This is a genomic window from Microbacterium sp. B19(2022) (assembly GCF_012030385.1).
GTDB classification, from domain to species: Bacteria; Actinomycetota; Actinomycetes; order Actinomycetales; family Microbacteriaceae; genus Microbacterium; species Microbacterium oxydans_B.
In genome coordinates this window covers 99,353-115,938 of sequence record NZ_JAAUVO010000008.1, presented here as the reverse complement: position 1 = coordinate 115,938, position 16,586 = coordinate 99,353, and the positions used below count along the sequence as shown (strand labels likewise).

The 16,586-nt window shown below is 67.8% G+C and carries 15 protein-coding genes; 2 read left to right on the top strand and 13 right to left on the bottom strand.

Translation table 11 applies throughout. The annotated features are described in order from the left end of the window. Nucleotides 1-36: 36 nt before the first annotated feature. Genes dapC through HCX50_RS09270 form a run of 5 tightly spaced genes read right to left on the bottom strand, consistent with a single transcriptional unit; the run spans nt 37 to nt 2,975 of the window. Nucleotides 37-1,149, bottom strand: a complete 1,113-nt coding sequence (gene dapC / locus HCX50_RS09290; RefSeq protein WP_091034135.1) for a succinyldiaminopimelate transaminase — start codon at nt 1,147-1,149, stop codon at nt 37-39. 9 nt (nt 1,150-1,158) lie between these two features. Beyond that, complete coding sequence (fdxA, locus tag HCX50_RS09285) at nt 1,159-1,479, bottom strand: ferredoxin (protein ID WP_167633986.1); 321 nt, start codon at nt 1,477-1,479, stop codon at nt 1,159-1,161. A gap of 9 nt (nt 1,480-1,488) precedes the next feature. Next, a complete protein-coding gene (locus HCX50_RS09280) occupies nt 1,489-1,899 on the bottom strand; it encodes a hypothetical protein (RefSeq protein WP_029262902.1) in 411 nt (136 codons plus the stop codon). A gap of 42 nt (nt 1,900-1,941) precedes the next feature. Next, on the bottom strand, nt 1,942-2,256 hold the full coding sequence (locus tag HCX50_RS09275; protein WP_091034138.1) for an AzlD domain-containing protein: 315 nt from the start codon (nt 2,254-2,256) through the stop codon (nt 1,942-1,944). Continuing rightward, entirely contained in the window at nt 2,253-2,975 is a 723-nt protein-coding gene (locus HCX50_RS09270; RefSeq protein ID WP_091034140.1) for an AzlC family ABC transporter permease, read from the bottom strand. The genes HCX50_RS09275 and HCX50_RS09270 overlap by 4 nt, the downstream gene beginning before the upstream one ends. A gap of 104 nt (nt 2,976-3,079) precedes the next feature. Here HCX50_RS09270 and HCX50_RS09265 point away from each other — a divergent pair, with 104 nt between their 5' ends. Further along, entirely contained in the window at nt 3,080-3,628 is a 549-nt protein-coding gene (locus tag HCX50_RS09265) for a helix-turn-helix domain-containing protein (RefSeq protein ID WP_167633984.1), read from the top strand. A 47-nt stretch (nt 3,629-3,675) separates the two neighbouring features. Here HCX50_RS09265 and HCX50_RS09260 read toward each other — a convergent pair whose 3' ends face one another. Together HCX50_RS09260 and typA are read right to left on the bottom strand one after the other, a co-directional pair. After that, nucleotides 3,676-4,581 carry a phospholipase gene (locus tag HCX50_RS09260; RefSeq protein ID WP_205828952.1) on the bottom strand — a complete coding sequence of 302 codons (906 nt, stop codon included), beginning with the start codon at nt 4,579-4,581 and terminating at the stop codon, nt 3,676-3,678. Between the two features lie 189 nt (nt 4,582-4,770). Next, nucleotides 4,771-6,684, bottom strand: coding sequence for a translational GTPase TypA (gene typA / locus HCX50_RS09255; protein WP_091034144.1), 1,914 nt, complete (start codon nt 6,682-6,684; stop codon nt 4,771-4,773). 101 nt (nt 6,685-6,785) lie between these two features. On the opposite strand from typA, the gene HCX50_RS09250 reads away from it, so the two are divergent. Continuing rightward, nucleotides 6,786-7,592 carry a CPBP family glutamic-type intramembrane protease gene (locus HCX50_RS09250; protein WP_167633982.1) on the top strand — a complete coding sequence of 269 codons (807 nt, stop codon included), beginning with the start codon at nt 6,786-6,788 and terminating at the stop codon, nt 7,590-7,592. Nucleotides 7,593-7,607: 15 nt separating this feature from the next. Here the strand turns inward: HCX50_RS09250 and HCX50_RS09245 are convergent, their stop codons facing one another. From HCX50_RS09245 to gcvP, 6 genes are all read right to left on the bottom strand, one after another. Continuing rightward, the gene (locus HCX50_RS09245) at nt 7,608-8,177 is read right to left on the bottom strand and encodes a PH domain-containing protein (protein ID WP_091034149.1); all 570 of its coding nucleotides are present in this window, start codon (nt 8,175-8,177) and stop codon (nt 7,608-7,610) included. A gap of 2 nt (nt 8,178-8,179) precedes the next feature. Next, a complete protein-coding gene (locus HCX50_RS09240; RefSeq protein WP_167633980.1) occupies nt 8,180-9,904 on the bottom strand; it encodes an ABC transporter ATP-binding protein in 1,725 nt (574 codons plus the stop codon). Next, a complete protein-coding gene (locus tag HCX50_RS09235) occupies nt 9,901-10,854 on the bottom strand; it encodes an ABC transporter permease (protein ID WP_167633978.1) in 954 nt (317 codons plus the stop codon). Before HCX50_RS09235 ends, HCX50_RS09240 begins: the two co-directional genes overlap by 4 nt. Continuing rightward, nucleotides 10,844-11,773 (bottom strand): ABC transporter permease, encoded by a 930-nt coding sequence (locus HCX50_RS09230; protein WP_091034157.1) that lies wholly within the window; start codon nt 11,771-11,773, stop codon nt 10,844-10,846. Before HCX50_RS09230 ends, HCX50_RS09235 begins: the two co-directional genes overlap by 11 nt. A 78-nt stretch (nt 11,774-11,851) precedes the next feature. Continuing rightward, complete coding sequence (locus HCX50_RS09225; protein ID WP_337749407.1) at nt 11,852-13,477, bottom strand: peptide ABC transporter substrate-binding protein; 1,626 nt, start codon at nt 13,475-13,477, stop codon at nt 11,852-11,854. Nucleotides 13,478-13,693: 216 nt separating this feature from the next. Beyond that, nucleotides 13,694-16,546 (bottom strand): aminomethyl-transferring glycine dehydrogenase, encoded by a 2,853-nt coding sequence (gene gcvP, locus HCX50_RS09220; RefSeq protein ID WP_237682431.1) that lies wholly within the window; start codon nt 16,544-16,546, stop codon nt 13,694-13,696. Nucleotides 16,547-16,586 lie beyond the last annotated feature (40 nt).

The window sequence follows — 16,586 nt, the reverse complement described above, 5'->3', positions numbered from 1 at the left end:
CATCCGCCAAACAGATGCGATCTTCACGGAGAAAACCTACAGAGCCGAAGCGGTGAGCCGGCGCGCGGCTTCTCGCACCCGCTCGGTGGGAGCGGTCAGCGCGAGGCGCACATGCTGCGAGGAGTCCGCGCCGTAGAACGGACCGGGACCGGCGAGGATGCCGAGATCGGCGAGGCGTCCCATCGACTCCCAGGCATCGCGCCCTTCCGTCGCCCAGAGATACAGCCCGGCCTCCGAACCATCGATGCGGAAGCCGGCGGCCTCCAGCGCGGGGCGCAGTGCTTCTCGCCTGGTGCGGTACAGCTCCTTCTGGGCGGCGACGTGCTCGTCGTCCCCCAGCGCCACCGCCATGGCGTGCTGCACGGGCGCGGGCGGCATGAGTCCGAGGTGCTTGCGCGCCGTGAGCAGGTCTCCGACGACGCGCGCGCAGCCGGCGACGAACGCGGCTCGATAGCCGGCGAGATTCGACTGCTTGCTCAGCGAGTACACGCTGAGCAGGTTCGCCCTGCTGCCGCCGGTCACCCGAGGGTCGAGGATCGAGGGGATCGGCTCGGTCGCCCAGATTCCGTCCCAGCCCAGCTCGGCGTAGCATTCGTCACTCGCGAGGACGGCTCCGAGTTCGCGCGCACGGCGCACGGCCGCAGCGAGCTCGTCGACCGTCCAGGTCCGGCCGTCCGGGTTGCCCGGAGTGTTGATCCAGATGAGCTTGGTGCCCTCCGGCCACTCGGCGGGATCGTCGGCCGGGAGCGGAGTCGCGCCGACCACGCGGGCGCCGACCTCGTACGTGGGGTACGCCACACGGGGATGCACCACGATGTCGCCCTCGCCGAGTCCGAGGAGAGTGGGCAGCAGTGCGACGAGCTCCTTGGACCCGATCGTCGGCAGGACGTTGTCGACGCGGAGGTCGGACACTCCCCTGCGCCGCGCGTACCACTCGACGATGGCTTCGCGCAGCGTCGGCGTGCCGACCGTCTGCGGGTAGGCGTGCGCGTCGGTGGCCTCGGCCAGCGCACGACGGATGAGCTCCGGCGTCGGGTCCACCGGTGATCCCACGGAAAGGTCCACGAGGCCCTCGGGATGCTCAGCGGCACGCGCACGGAAGGGGACGACGGCGTCCCACGGGTAGTCGGCGAGGTCGCGGACGCTCACGGAAGACGCCTACTCGCCCTGGGGCGGGAGCGCGGCGATGATCGGGTGGTCGAACGTGTAGACGCCGACCTTGGCGGCGCCTCCGGGCGAGCCGACCTCATCGAAGAACTCGACGTTCGCCTTGTAGTAGTCCTGCCATTCGTCGGGCAGGTCGTCTTCGTAGTAGATGGCCTCGACCGGGCACACCGGTTCGCAGGCGCCGCAATCCACACACTCGTCGGGGTGGATGTACAACGACCGTTCACCCTCGTAGATGCAGTCAACGGGGCACTCGTCGATGCAGGCGCGATCCTTGACATCGACGCACGGGAGGGCGATCACATACGTCACCCCTCCAGTCTACGACTCGTGGCGCTCGGGTTCCTGCGCGGCAGGCGCGACCGTGCGGACCGGAACCCGTGAGAAGGAGGGCCAGGCGATCACGAGCAGCACGATTCCCGCGACCAGGTACGTCCAGATCTGCCCACTCAGGGAATCCGGGACGACGACGGATCCGCCGGGACCCACGCCGGAGATCAGCACCAGCATGCCGATCATCCCGAGGCCGGCTGCCACCGCCGCCCCTCTGTCGTGGGTGAGTGCTCGTACGGCGACGAGGATCGCCGCGCAGGCGATGGCGGCGACGATGAGCCCCACCGGGATCGGTCCCCACATCACACTGTGCGCGATCGTGCCGGCGATGCCATAGACGCCGCCCACCAGGGCCGCAGCGACCCACGACAACACTCTCGACACCCAGCTCACGCGCACCCGTCGATCTTACCGGCGCGCCCCCTGTGACCGAGCAGTCCGTCACGAGGCGAGGCCGAAGAGCCGCAGGAGCGCGGCGACCAGTGCAGCCGCCGCCACGACGACGAGGAACGACTGTCGGAGCCACAGGAGCCCTCCCGCGACGAGCAGGGCGGGCACGCGCGCGTCCACCGTGATGGACTGGCCGTCGCCGAGGGTCTGCACCGCGACGAGCGCTGCCAGCAGCGCGACCGTCAGCAGGTCGGAGATGCGAGCAGTGCGAGGCGCTTCGAGGACCTTGGGCGGCACCAGGTATCCGGCGGCCTTGAGCGCGACGCAGATGAGCGCCGCGAGGAGGATCGCACTCCACAGGCTCATGGCGCCTCCTCCGTTCGGATGCCGGCGGGACCACCCGACGGCGTCTCGCGGCCGCCCAGCCAGTTGAACCAGCCGACGGCGATCGCCACGACGGCCGCGACGAGCACCGGGAGACCCGGCATGAGGAAGGGGGTGAACGCTGCAGCGACCACCGCGGCCGCCACACCCACCGCGATGGCCTGCCGCTGCCGGAGCCGAGGCCAGAGCAGTGCGAGGAATGCGGCCGCGGCAGCGGCGTCCAATCCCCACGTCCGCGGGTCGCCGAGCACGTCACCGACGAGCGCGCCGACGAGGGTCGTGATGTTCCAGCCGATGAAGATGCCGATGCCGGTGACCCAGAAACCCACCTGGCGCAGCCGCGGGTCGCTCTGCGAGATCGCCACGGCCGTGGACTCGTCGATCGTGAAATGCGCAGCGGCAGCCTTGCGCGCCGGCCCCCCGCCCACGATCGGCGACATGCGCATCCCGTACGCGACGTTGCGCACGCCGAGCAGGGCGGCGGACGCGACCGCGGAGGGCAGAGCGGCGAGGCCTCCCGCGGTGAAGACGCCGATGAACGCGAACTGCGATCCTCCGGTGAACATCAGCAGGCTGAGGACGCACGTCTGCCAGACGTCGAGTCCGGACGCCACGGCCAGCGCGCCGAAGGAGACGCCGTAGGCGCTGGTCGCGAGCACGACGCCGAGCGCCTCGCGCCAGACCTCACGCTCGGCGGTCATCGCCCGCCCCGAGGACCTCTGTTCGCTTCGCTGAACACATGACGATAATTCTGAACACTCGCGAACGGATAGTCAAGCGAACGAACGTTTGGCATGATGAACGCATGGAAGACCTCCGCACACGCATCGCCCGCACTCTGCGCCGAGAACGAGAGGCCGTCGGCCTGTCGATCTCGGAGCTCGCGCGCCGCGCCGACGTGTCCAAAGCGACCGTCTCGCAACTCGAGGCCGGAGCCGGCAATCCGAGCGTCGAGACGCTGTGGGCGCTCGGCGTCGCCCTCGGAGTGCCGTTCGCGGTGCTCGTCGACCAGCAGAGCAACGCCCCGACGCTGATCCGCGCCGATGACCTTGCCGGCGTCCCGTCGTCCGCAGCCGCGTACAGCGCCACCCTGCTGGCGGCCAGCCCTCCCGGCGCGCGACGCGACATCTACCTGATCCAGGCCGAACCGGGCGATGCCCGACGCTCTGACCCACATCACCCCGGCACCATCGAGCACGTCATCCTGATCTCCGGGCAGGCCCTGATCGGACCGGCGGATGAGCCGGTGCTGCTCGAGCCCGGCGACTATCTGACGTATGCCGGCGACGCCCCGCACATCTTCGAGGCGACGACAGCGGCCACGAGCGCCGTGCTCATCTCCGAGCTCCGCTGAGCCTCCCTCCCCGCCGGCGACAGGCGACGGGTTGGGATCTCACGGTCTCAGTACCAGTTCATCGCCTGCGAGTGCGACCAGGCGCTGCACGGACTTCCATAGGCCGCCGAGATGTACTCGAGGCCCCAGGCGATCTGCGTGGCGGCACTGGACTGCCAGTCTGCTCCCGCGGATGCCATCTTGCTGCCGGGCAGAGCCTGCGGAATCCCGGTGGCCCCGCCGTCGGAGTTGTAGGCCTGGTAGTTCCAGCCCGATTCCTTGGTCCACAGCGAGTCCAGGCACGAGAACTGATCCCCGCCCCAGCCGTACCGGCTCGACATCTGCTGCTGCGCGGAGGCCTTGGCACCCTCGACGGTGTTGGCGGAGGCGAGCGCCGCGGCGGCTGCCCGCTCGGCGGCCGCATGCTCTGCCGCAGCCTTGGCCGCCGCTGCGGCCGCTTCCTCCGCGGCGCGCTTCTCCTGCGCCGCGGTGAGCGCGGTGCGGAGATCCGCGGTGTCCGAGATGACCTTCGTCAGTTCCGACTCCACGTCGTCGGTGACGATGCCCACGAGGAGCAACGGCGTCACCTCACTGTCGGAGAGCTTGTCGATGCCGCTCTCGAGCTCGGCCGTGTCGACGGATGTCGAGACGCCCACATCGAGACCGGAAGCCGCCACGTCGGCGCTCACCGCCTCGGCCGCCGCGACGGCACTCCGGGCCTCCGCGCGCGCGGACGAAGCGTCTGCGGTGATCTTCGCCAGAGGCTCGGCACCGGACAGTGCGGGCGCGGCGACGGCGATGGCCGGGCTCATGGCGGCCGCGGCGGAGGTGGAGGCCAGACCGACGCTGAGCGTGATTCCGACCAGGGTGGCGGCGGTCACTCCGAGGATGGTCATCGGGCGGCGGGCGGTGACGGCGGCGCGGGCCGACGCCGCGTCGGAGGCGCGCCGAAGCGCACGGGTTTTCTGAAGCATTGGGTTCGACTTTCGGGTTGTCGTACGCCCTTGCAGGAGACTCATCGGGAGCTCGTCCCGGGCGCAAGCCAACGAGTCTGCACCATCAACCTGAGTGAAAACCATCCCTGACCTGGGATTTACATGAGAAGAGGGCCCCGCGCTCGCCTTTCGGCGGCACGAGGCCCTCTTCTCGGAGCAGGCTCAGGCTCAGGAGCCGGCGTCCTGACGCTTCAGGCGCGCGGTGTCGCGGGCGCGCGTGTTCGCGTCGAGGTTCACCTTGCGGATGCGGACGACCTCGGGCGTGACCTCGACACATTCGTCGTCACGCGCGAACTCGAGGCTCTCCTCGAGCGTCAGCTGGCGCGGAGGCGTCATCGACTCGAAGGTGTCGGAGCTCGCCGCACGCATGTTGGTGAGCTTCTTCTCCTTCGTGATGTTCACGTCCATGTCGTCGGCGCGGGAGTTCTCGCCGATGACCATGCCCTCGTAGACCTCCTGCGTGGGCTGCACGAAGAACGACATGCGCTCCTGCAGGGCGATCATGGCGAACGGGGTGACGACGCCCGAACGGTCGGCGACGATGGAGCCGTTCTGACGCGTCGAGATCGAGCCCGCCCACGGCTCGTAGCCGTGCGAGATCGCGTTCGCGATGCCGGTGCCGCGCGTCGTGGTGAGGAACTCGCTGCGGAAGCCGATGAGGCCGCGCGACGGGACGACGAACTCCATGCGCACCCAACCGGTGCCGTGGTTCGTCATGTTCTCCATGCGGCCCTTGCGGCCCGCAAGCAGCTGGGTGATCGCGCCGAGGTGCTCCTCCGGCGTGTCGATCGTGAGGTGCTCGAAGGGCTCGTAGGTCTTGCCGTCGATCTTCTTCGTGACCACCTGCGGCTTGCCGACGGTGAGCTCGAAGCCCTCGCGACGCATGTTCTCGACGAGGATGGCGAGGGCGAGCTCGCCGCGACCCTGCACCTCCCAGGCATCCGGACGCCCGATGTCGACGACCTTGAGCGAGACGTTGCCGATGAGCTCCTTGTCGAGACGGTCCTTGACCATGCGAGCGGTGAGCTTGTGGCCCTTGACCTTGCCCATGAGGGGGGAGGTGTTGGTGCCGATGGTCATCGAGATGGCAGGGTCGTCGACCGTGATGGCCGGCAGCGGACGCACGTCCTCGGGATCGGCGATGGTCTCGCCGATGGTGATGTTCTCGAAGCCGGCGATGGCGACGATGTCGCCGGGGCCCGCGGATTCGGCCGGGTAACGCTCGAGCGCACGGGTCTTCAGGAGCTCGGTGATGCGCGCGTTCTGGTGCGTGCCGTCGGCACGGACCCAGGCCACGGTCTGGCCCTTCTTGAGCGTGCCGTTGAAGACGCGCAGCAGCGCGAGGCGGCCGAGGAACGGGCTGGAGTCGAGGTTCGTGACCCAGGCCTGCAGCGGGTGCTCGTCGTCGTAGGACGGCGCGGGCACGTGCTCGAGGATCGCCTCGAACAGCGGCTCGAGGTCGTCGTTGTCGGGCAGCGAGCCGTCGGCGGGACGGTTCTGCGACGCGGCGCCGGCACGACCGGAGGCGTAGACGACCGGCACGTCGAGCAGCGCGTCGACATCGAGGTCGGGCACGTCGTCGACCAGGTCGGAAGCGAGGCCCAGCAGCAGGTCGTGCGCCTCTTCCTCGACCTCGGCGATGCGGGCGTCGGGACGGTCGGTCTTGTTGACGAGCAGGATGACCGGCAGCTTCGACTCGAGAGCCTTGCGCAGGACGAAGCGGGTCTGGGGCAGCGGGCCCTCGCTGGCGTCGACGAGCAGCACGACACCGTCGACCATGGACAGGCCGCGCTCGACCTCGCCACCGAAGTCGGCGTGACCGGGGGTGTCGATCACGTTGATCGTGATCTCCTTGCCGCCGGCGTGCTTGCCCTTGTAAGTGATCGCCGTGTTCTTGGCGAGGATCGTGATGCCCTTCTCACGCTCCAGATCGTTCGAGTCCATGGCGCGCTCATCGACGTGGGCATGTTCGCCGAAGGAGCCCGTCTGACGCAGCATGGCGTCGACGAGAGTCGTCTTGCCGTGGTCGACGTGGGCGACGATTGCGACGTTGCGGAGGTCAGAGCGAAGGGCGTGCGCCATGCAGGTGTCCTAAAGAGTGTGGGATTTTGCCGGGAAGCCGACGTTCCAGGATAACGCAAGCTCAGGGCGAGTTCCTGAAAACAGGTCGTAGCATCGAGATCGTGACCCGACCGCAGGCCTCCGGAGACCTTCCCGAGCTCTCCCCCACACCCTCTCGCGCGCGGCTGCGGTGGGAGATCTCGATCGTCCTGGCGCTCGGACTCGGGCAGTCCGCCGTGTACGCGATCGTGCAGCTCGCCTACCGCCTCACCGACGAGATCCCGATCGCCGATCAGGTCGCGAAGCTGAATCCCTCGCGCAGCGACCGGGAGATCTTCGACCTCATCTACCAGGTGCTCGCGATCGGGTTCTCGCTCGTCCCCGTGCTGCTGGTGTGCTTCCTGCTCTGGCAGTCGCGCCGACCGCACCTGGGCCGGCTGGGACTCGACGGCACCAGGACGGGGCGCGATATCGGTCGCGGCATCCTGCTGGTCCTGGCCATCGGCGTGCCCGGCATCGGCCTCTACCTCGCCGGTCGCGCACTCGGGATGACCGTGGCGATCGATCCCGCGGGCATCGACGCCTACTGGTGGACGGTGCCCGTCCTCCTTCTCGCTGCCGCACGGGCCGCACTGCAGGAGGAGTTCGTCCTGCTCGGCTACCTCTTCACGCGGCTGAAGCAGCTCGGCTGGGGACCGTGGTCGATCATCATCGGCACGTCGGTGCTGCGCGCGAGCTACCACCTCTATCAGGGCTATCCCGCGTTCTTCGGGAATCTCGCGATGGGTCTGCTGTTCGGCTGGCTGTATCAGCGCTCAGGGCGCCTGATGCCGTTCCTGGTCGCGCACTTCCTGATCGATGCGGCCGCGTTCGTCGGCTACCCGTGGGCAGCGGCGATGTGGCCCGATCTCTTCGGATTGCCGGGCTGAGCAGAGGATTCGGGGTCAACCCGCGTTCGCCACGAGGACGGCCAGCACCGCCCAGACGACGATCACGACCAGCGCGATCGTGGCCGGACGATCCCAGCTGCGGCGGATCGGGGCATCTGCGGTGTCTGACGCGGCTTCCCAGCGCTCCTCGATCTCGGTGAGCGCACGGATGCCTGCGGGCATCTTCTCCTCGCCGTCGCCCCCGCGAGCGGGCATCCGGAACGGGCCGGCCTTGGCCGGTCCCCCGTAGCAGGCGAGATCCGTCCCGTCATCGAGCGAGAAGATCAGCTGCCACCGCAGGTCGACGGCGCGCACGCGCTGCCAGCCGAACGTGATGCGGCGGAGCAGGTTCTGCACCACCACACCGTCGTCGTCGATGCGCACGGCCGAGGCGAAGGAGCTCACATACACGAGCCAGAGCACCAGCAGCACCCACGGGGCGAGCAGGAGCATCGGCCCCCACCCTGCCCGCAGAACGGCATCGCCCAACAGGAACAGGGCCAGAAGCGAGCCGATCACGAGCGCGGCGGGACCGGAGGGCGCACGAAATGTCCGTACGCCCTCCGACCTGTCGTCCGTCGTCACCGTCAGTTGCTCCCGAGGGTGATCGACGCACCGGGAATCGCTTGGAGCAGTCGCTCCGTGTACTCCTGCTGCGGGTTCGCGAAGATGTCGTCGACCGTGCCGTGCTCGACCACACGCCCCTGCTCCATCACGCAGACCCGATCCGCGATCACCCGCACGACCGCGAGGTCATGGGTGATGAACAGATACGTCAGGTCGAGCTCGGACTGGAGTTCGGCGAGCAGGTTCAGCACTTGCGCCTGCACCAGCACATCCAGCGCCGACACGGCCTCGTCGAGGACGACGATCTCCGGCTTGAGCGCGAGGGCCCTGGCGATGGCGACTCGCTGGCGCTGACCGCCCGAGAGCTCGTTCGGATACCGGTCGGCCACACTCGACGGGAGCGCGACCTGGTCCAGCACCTCGAGAACACGCTTGCGGCGCGAGGAAGTGTCGCCGACCCCGTGGACGCGCAGCGGCTCCGCCACCGTGTTTCCGATGTTGTGCAGCGGATCCAGCGAACCGTACGGGTCCTGGAACACCGGCTGCATCTCGCGACGCAGTGCCTGCAGCTCGGGCCGCGAGAGCGTGTCGGTGTCCCGACCGTTCACCAGGATCGAGCCCGACGTCTTCGTCTCCAGACGCAGCAGCATCTTGGCGGCGGTCGACTTGCCGGAACCAGATTCACCGACGATGGCCATCGTGGAACCCTTGGGCACCTGGAAGGACATCTTGTCGACGGCCGTGAAATCGGTGGAGCGGAAGCCGCTCCCCCGGATCTTGTAGACCTTCGTCACATCACGGAACTCGATCACCGGCTCGGCCGGAACCGCCTCGGTGTGCGCGATCGATGCGAGATCGACCGTGCCCGTGGCCTCCGTGAGCACCTCGGCGAGAGGGTCGACGTGGCCCGTGACCGCCGTCTGGATGCGCTTCGACGCCAGGCTCGGCGCCGCGGCGACCAGCCGCTGGGTGTACGGATGCTGCGGGTTCTGCAGGATCTCGAGCGCAGGACCCGATTCCACGATGCGTCCGCGATGCATCACGACGAGGTTCTCCGCCCGCTCCGCGGCGAGGCCGAGGTCGTGGGTGATGAACAGGACCGCAGTGTTGCGCTCCTTCGTGAGGGTGTCGAGGTGATCGAGGATCCGCTTCTGCACCGTGACGTCGAGCGCGCTGGTGGGCTCGTCGGCGATGAGCAGCTTCGGATCGGACGACAGCCCGATGCCGATGAGCACCCGCTGGCGCATGCCGCCGGAGAACTCGTGCGGGAACTGCCGCAGACGCCGATCGGCATCCGCCAGTCCCGCCTCCTTCAGCACCTGGATCGCCTGCTTGCGCGCGGCCTTGCGGCCGTCGGCCTGCCCGTTGGCGAGGATGGTCTCCTCCACCTGGAAACCGATGCGGTGCACGGGGTTGAGGCTGTTCATCGGGTCCTGGGGAACCAGGCCGATGAGGTTGCCGCGCACATGCTCGATCTCGGAGCGTCCGAGTTTCGTCAGGTCGCGACCCTCGAACTTGACGGCGCCACCGGTGACCTTCCCGCTACCGGGCAGCAGGTTGATGATCGCGTGTGCGGTCGTCGACTTGCCCGAACCGGACTCGCCGACGATCGCCATGGTCTCGCCCGGGTAGAGGTCGAAGCTGACACCGCGCACCGCAGGGACGAAACCGTCCTGCGTCTTGAACGCGACCTCCAGGTTCTCGATCGACAGGAGCGGGACATCGGGGTTGTATTCGGCGGTCATCGCAGTGCCCTCGCCTTCGGGTCGAGCGCGTCTCGCACCGTCTCGCCGAGCATGATGAACGACAGCACGGTGAGGGAGAGAGCGATCGACGGATAGATCAGCGGCATGGGGTCGGTGCGCAGACGCTGCTGCGCCATGGCGATGTCGTTGCCCCAGGAGATGAACTCCGGCGGCAGACCGACACCCAGGAAGGACAGCGTCGCCTCGGCCGTGATGGCCGCAGCGAGACCGACCGTGCTGAGCACGATCACCGGGGCGATCGAGTTCGGCATGACGTGCGAGAACATCGTCCGCACACGGGAGACACCGAGGGCCTCGGACGCCATCACGAAGTCGGCCGAGCGCACGCGCAGGATCTCGGCGCGCAGGATGCGCGCGACCGACGGCCATCCGAAGAAGCCGATCGCGAGGGAGACCACGAGGATGTTCCGGTCGTTGAGGAACATCGACATGATGACCACGGCCGCCAGCACGTAGGGGATCGCGAAGAACATGTCGCCGATGCGCATGAGCAGCGAATCGATCCAGCCGCCGAAGAAGCCGGCGAACGCACCGATCACGATGCCCATGGCAGCGATGATGATCGTCACCAGGATGCCGACCGACAGCGAGGTGCCTGCGCCGTGCACGACTCGGGAGTAGACGTCGCAGCCCTGGAAGGTGTATCCGAACGGGTGTCCTGCAGACGGCCCGTCGTTCGAGAACTTCAGGTCGCACTGGAACGGGTCGACCGGAGCGAACAGGTCGGGGAACGATGCGATGACGACCAGCAGCACGACGAAGACGCCGGCGGTCCAGAACATCCAGCGACCACGGAGGTCACGCCAGGCATCGAGCCACAGGTTGCTCTTGCGCTCGCTGACACGGACGGCGTCGACGGCCCCGAGGCCACCCTCGTCGGCCTCGGCCACATAATGCGCCATACGGCGGGTACGAGTGTTATCGGACATAGCGGATCCTCGGGTCGAGCACACCGTAGAGCAGATCGATGAACAGGTTGACCAAGACGTAGATCACGACGAGCACGGTCACGATCGAGACGATCTCCGGACCATCGTGTTGATTGATGGCCTTGAAGAGCTCGTTTCCGATGCCGGGCACGTTGAACACGCCCTCGGTGACGGTGGCGCCGACGATCAGGATGCCGAAGTCGGCAGCGAGGTTCGTCGTCACAGGAATGAGCGAGTTGCGCAGCACATGCACCGGGATGACGCGCCGCGTGGGGAGTCCCTTGCCGAACGCCATCCGGACGAAGTCCTGCTGACGCGTCTCGATGACCGAGTTGCGCGTGAGCCGGACCACGTAGGCGAAGTTCAGTGCGGCGAGCACGATGGCCGGGAGTATCAGATCCGACCAGGGCGCCCCTCGGCCGACCGTTGGTCGGAACAGATGCAGCTCGATGGCGAGGAAGTACTGCGCGATGAAGGCCAGCACGAACACCGGGATCGAGATGAGCAGAAGGCTCACCAGCATCGAGGCGTGGTCGAACAGGCTGTTCTTGCGCAGGCCGGAGATCAGACCGACGACGACGCCGAAGACGAGTTGGATGACGATCGCCAGCAGCGCGAGGCGCAGCGTCACCGGGAACTTCGCGGCGAGGATCTCATTGACGCTCTGGCCGCGGAAGGTCGTTCCCAGGTCACCCTGGAACAGGTCGCCGAGGTAGATCAGGTAGCGCGTGAAGAACGGCTGGTCCAGGTGGTACTGCGCCTGCAAGGCGGCGTACTGCGCATCGGTCGGTGTCTTGTCACCGAACAGAGCGAGAATCGGGTCACCCGGTAGCAGGAAGACCATCGAGAAGATCAGGAAGGTCGCCCCGAGGAAGACGGGTATCGCCTGAAGAAGGCGACGAATGATGTAGGCAGTCATAGCGTGAACTCAACCGCGCCGTGCGGGGCGACGCTTGCGCATCGCCCCGCACGGCGGGTTCAGATCAGAGCGGGAGTGTTACTCGCCGGCCTTGGTGATCTCGTACACGATCGGCCAGCTGTCCCAGCCGTACTCGACGTTGTCGACGAGCGTGGAGAAACCGGCGTTGGTCGAGCGGTACCAGAGCGGCAGGACGGGAAGGTCCGTGAACAGGACCTCCTGCGCCTGCTCGAAGAGCTTGTTGCCCTCTTCGACCGAGGGCGCCGTGGAGCCCTTCGTCACGAGCTCGTCGTACTCGGGGTTCGAGTAGTCGCCGTCGTTGGAACCGGCACCCGTGATGAACAGCGCGCCCAGGATGTTGTACGCACCCGGGTAGTCGAACTGCCAGCCCGAACGCGTCGCAGCGTTCAGCGTGCGGTTCTTGATCTCCTCGCGGAGCGTCGCCAGGTCAGGGAAGGACTGACCGGCGGCGTCGATGCCCAGCGTGTTCTTGATCTGGTTCGACACCGCGTCGACCCACGCCTGGTGTCCACCGTCGGCGTTGTACGCGATGGTGAACGTGCCGCTCCACGGGGAGATGGCGTCGGCCTGAGCCCACAGGTCCTTCGCCTTGTCGGCGTCGGCGTGCGTGACCTCGGAACCGGCGATCTCGTCGTTCCAGCCCGCGATGACCGGCGAGGTGTAGTCGACGGCGGGCGTGCGGGTGCCCTCGAAGATCACGTCGGTGACCTGTTCGCGGTCGATCGCATAGGAGATGGCCTGACGACGCAGGTTGCCCTCTTCGTCGTTACCGAAGTGGGCGAGGCGGGCCGGGATGGTCAGGCCTTCCCAGATCGCGGCCGGCTGGTCGACGGCACGGTCGCCCAGGTCGTCCCTGTACGTGGCCAGAGCCGTCGGCGGCACGCCGGGGTTGAGCACGTCGAGGTTGTCCGAGAGCAGGTCGGTGTATGCGGCCTCGGCGGTCGCGTACATGGCGAGGTCGACTCCGCCGTTCTTCGCCTTGCGCGGACCGTCGTAGCTCTCGTTCGGAAGCAGCGAGATCACGGAGTCGTGCTCCCACTTGTCGAGCACGTACGGGCCGTTGCCGACCGGAGCCTGGCCGAACGCCTCGGGGTCGTCGAAGAACGACTCGGGGAGCGGCGCGAACACCTGGTAGCCCAGAGTGGTCGGGAAGTCCGACTGCGGAGCGGCGAGCTCGACCGTGAACGTCGTGTCGTCGACGACCTCGAGAGCGAGGGAGTCTTCCTTCACGGCGTCGGCGCTGTAGCCGGAGAAGTTGGCGAACCACCACTGGTTCTCGAAGGCGGGGTCGGAGGCGGCGTACTGCCATGCCTCGACGAAGGACTCAGCGGTCACGGGGGTGTCGTCGCTGAACTTCTCACCCTCCTTGATCTTGATGGTCCAGGTCTGGTTGTCGTCCGACTCGATCGAGTCGGCGAGGTCGTTGGCGAGGGCGCCGTCGGCTTCGTAGTAGACGAGACCGGCGAAGATGTTCTGCAGAACGAGTCCGCCACCGACCTCGTTGGTCACGGCGGGGAGGAGCGGGTTCTGAGGCTCGTTGCTCTGAACCGTGACGATTCCGGTCGACGCTTCGCCGCCTTCTTCACCACTGCCGTTGTCGCCGCCGGATGCGCAGCCTGCGAGCGCGATAGCGCCGACGGCGAGCAGAGCGGTGCCCGCGAGGGCAGTCCTGTTTCTTTTCACTTTTGTCCTCCTGTGGACACGGGGATTCTGCACACTCACCATCGAGCGGGCAGGGATACCTGAGCGTAACCCGCACCTCTTCGCCCGAGACGCTCAGCTAACGAACTGTTACTGAGTGGTGACCATACGTAACAAGGCCGAAACACCGGGAAAAGAGAGACGGTGCCGCACCCCACAACAGGGGTGCAGCACCATCTGCTCACATGAGCACGAGACTCAGGCGAAAGCCTCCACCGGAGGGCAGGCGCAGACCAGGTTGCGGTCGCCGTATGCCTGGTCGATGCGACGCACCGGCGGCCAGTACTTGCCCGCGATGAGGGCGCGCACGGGGTACGCCGCCTCTTCCCGCGAGTACGCATGGTTCCACTCCCCCGCGATGAGCGAGACCGCGGTGTGCGGCGCGTGCACGAGGGGGTTGTCGTCGGCCGGCCAGCGACCGGCGGCGACCCCCTCCGCCTCGGCCTTGATCATGACCATGGCTTCGATGAAGCGCTCGATCTCGTCGAGGTCCTCCGACTCGGTCGGCTCGACCATCAGCGTGCCCGCGACCGGGAACGACATGGTCGGCGCGTGGAAGCCGTAGTCGATGAGGCGTTTGGCGACATCGTCGACCGTGATGCCGGTGGCCTCCTTGAGCGGACGCAGATCGAGGATGCACTCGTGAGCCACCCGCCCGTTCTCGCCCGTGTAGAGCACCGGGAAGTGGGAACCGAGCCGCTCCGCCATGTAGTTGGCGGAGAGCACGGCTGCCGCGGTGGCGCGACGCAGTCCGTCGGCACCCATCATCCGCACATACGCCCACGAGATCGGCAGGATCCCGGCCGAGCCGTACGGCGCTGCCGAGATGACTCCGCCGTCGAACGTGTACCCGCCGAAGTGCTCCGCGCTCTGGGCGAGCGGGTGCGAGGGCAGGAACGGCGCGAGGTGGGCCTTCGCCGCCACCGGACCGATGCCGGGGCCGCCGCCGCCGTGCGGGATCGCGAACGTCTTGTGCAGGTTGAGGTGCGAGACGTCGCCACCCAGGTCGCCGAAGCGCGCGTAGCCGAGCAGAGCGTTGAGGTTCGCGCCGTCGACGTAGACCTGCCCACCGGCGTCGTGCACGGCTGCGGTGATGTCGACCACCTGCTCCTCGTACACGCCGTGTGTGGAGGGGTAGGTGATCATCAGAGCCGAAAGCTCGTCGGCGTGCAGCGCGATCTTCGCGCGCAGATCGTCGAGGTCGACGTTGCCGAGCTCGTCGGTCGCGACGACCACGACCTTCATACCGGCGAGGACGGCCGATGCGGCGTTGGTGCCGTGGGCCGAAGACGGGATCAGGCAGATCGTGCGGTGCTGGTCGCCGTTGGCGTGGTGGTAGCCGCGGATCGCGAGCAGCCCCGCGAGTTCACCCTGCGAGCCCGCGTTCGGCTGCAGCGACACCGCGTCGTACCCGGTGACCTCGGCGAGCCAACCCTCGAGCTGATCGATGAGCTCGAGGTAGCCCTGCACATCGGCCGCCGGAGCGAACGGGTGGATGCCCGCGAACTCGGGCCACGTGATCGCCGCCATCTCGGTGGCCGCATTGAGCTTCATCGTGCAGGAGCCCAGCGGGATCATGCCGCGGTCGAGCGCATAGTCGCGGTCGGCGAGGCTCTTCAGGTACCGCATCATGGCCGTCTCGCTGCGGTGTGCGTGGAACACCGGGTGCGTGAGGTACTCGTCCTGACGCCCCAGGTCCGACGGCAGGGAGTTGCTGCCACGCTGAAGGAAGCCGAATGCACGCTCCTGCGCGCCGCCGAAGACCATCGCCACCTGATGCAGCTCGGTCACCGTGGTGGTCTCATCGACCGAGATGCCGATCGTGTCGGCATCGGCCACGCGGAGCAGGATGCCGTATCCGTCGCGCGCCTGCGCGGCGTGCTCGGCCGCACGCCCCGGCACCCGCACCGTGACCGTGTCGAAGAACGCGTCGTGCACGACCTCGGCGCCCGCCTCGGTGAGCCAGGTCCCGAGCAGGGCCGCCTTCGTGGCTGCTTCTGAGGCGATCGCACGGAGCCCATCCGGGCCGTGATAGACCGCGTACATCGCCGCCATCACGGCCAGCAGCACCTGGGCGGTGCAGATGTTCGACGTCGCCTTCTCACGGCGGATGTGCTGCTCGCGCGTCTGCAGAGAGAGACGGTACGCGGGCTTGCCGTCGGCATCCACCGACACCCCGACGAGACGGCCCGGCAACTGACGCTCCAGGCCCGAGCGGACGGCCATGTAGCCGGCGTGCGGCCCCCCGAAGCCCATCGGCACTCCGAAGCGCTGCGTCGTGCCGACGGCCACATCCGCGCCGAGCGACCCGGGCGACGCGATCAGTGTGAGCGCGAGCAGATCCGCCGCTGCGACGGCCAGTCCACCCGCGAGGTGCGCGGCGTCGAACACGGCGGACGGATCCCAGACCCGACCCGATGCGCCCGGGTACTGGACGAAGACACCGAAGAGATCACCGGGAAGCTCCTCCCCCGCAGCGAAGTCGACGGACACGATCTCGATCCCGAGGGCTTCCGCGCGGGTCGCGAGCATCGCCCTGGTCTGCGGCAGTGCGTCGGCGTCGACGGCGAACACGTTCGACGACGACTTCGAGGCGCGCCGCGCCAGCAGCATCCCCTCGACGACGGCCGTGGACTCGTCCAGCATCGAGGCGTTGGCCGTGGTGAGCCCCGTGAGGTCGGAGACCATGGTCTGGAAGTTGATGAGCGCCTCGAGACGACCCTGCGAGATCTCCGGCTGGTAGGGCGTGTACGCCGTGTACCAGGACGGATTCTCCAGCACGTTGCGCTGGATCACCTGCGGCGTGATGGTCCCGTAATAGCCGAGGCCGATCATCGGGCGGTTCACGGTGTTGCGGGACGCGAGGGTCCGCAACTCTGCGAGCGCCTCGGTCTCACTCGCTGCCGCGGGGATGCGAGACGGCGTTCCCCCCTCGGCTTCGGGAGACGGACCGGTGTAGATCGACGCCGGCACGGCCTGACGCATCAGCGCCTCGACCGGGCTCAGCGCGTCGTCCGCTCCGGCGGTGTCGAGACCGAGGGCGGCGAGCATCGTGCGCTGCGCAGCATCCGTGGGTCCGATGTGACGATCG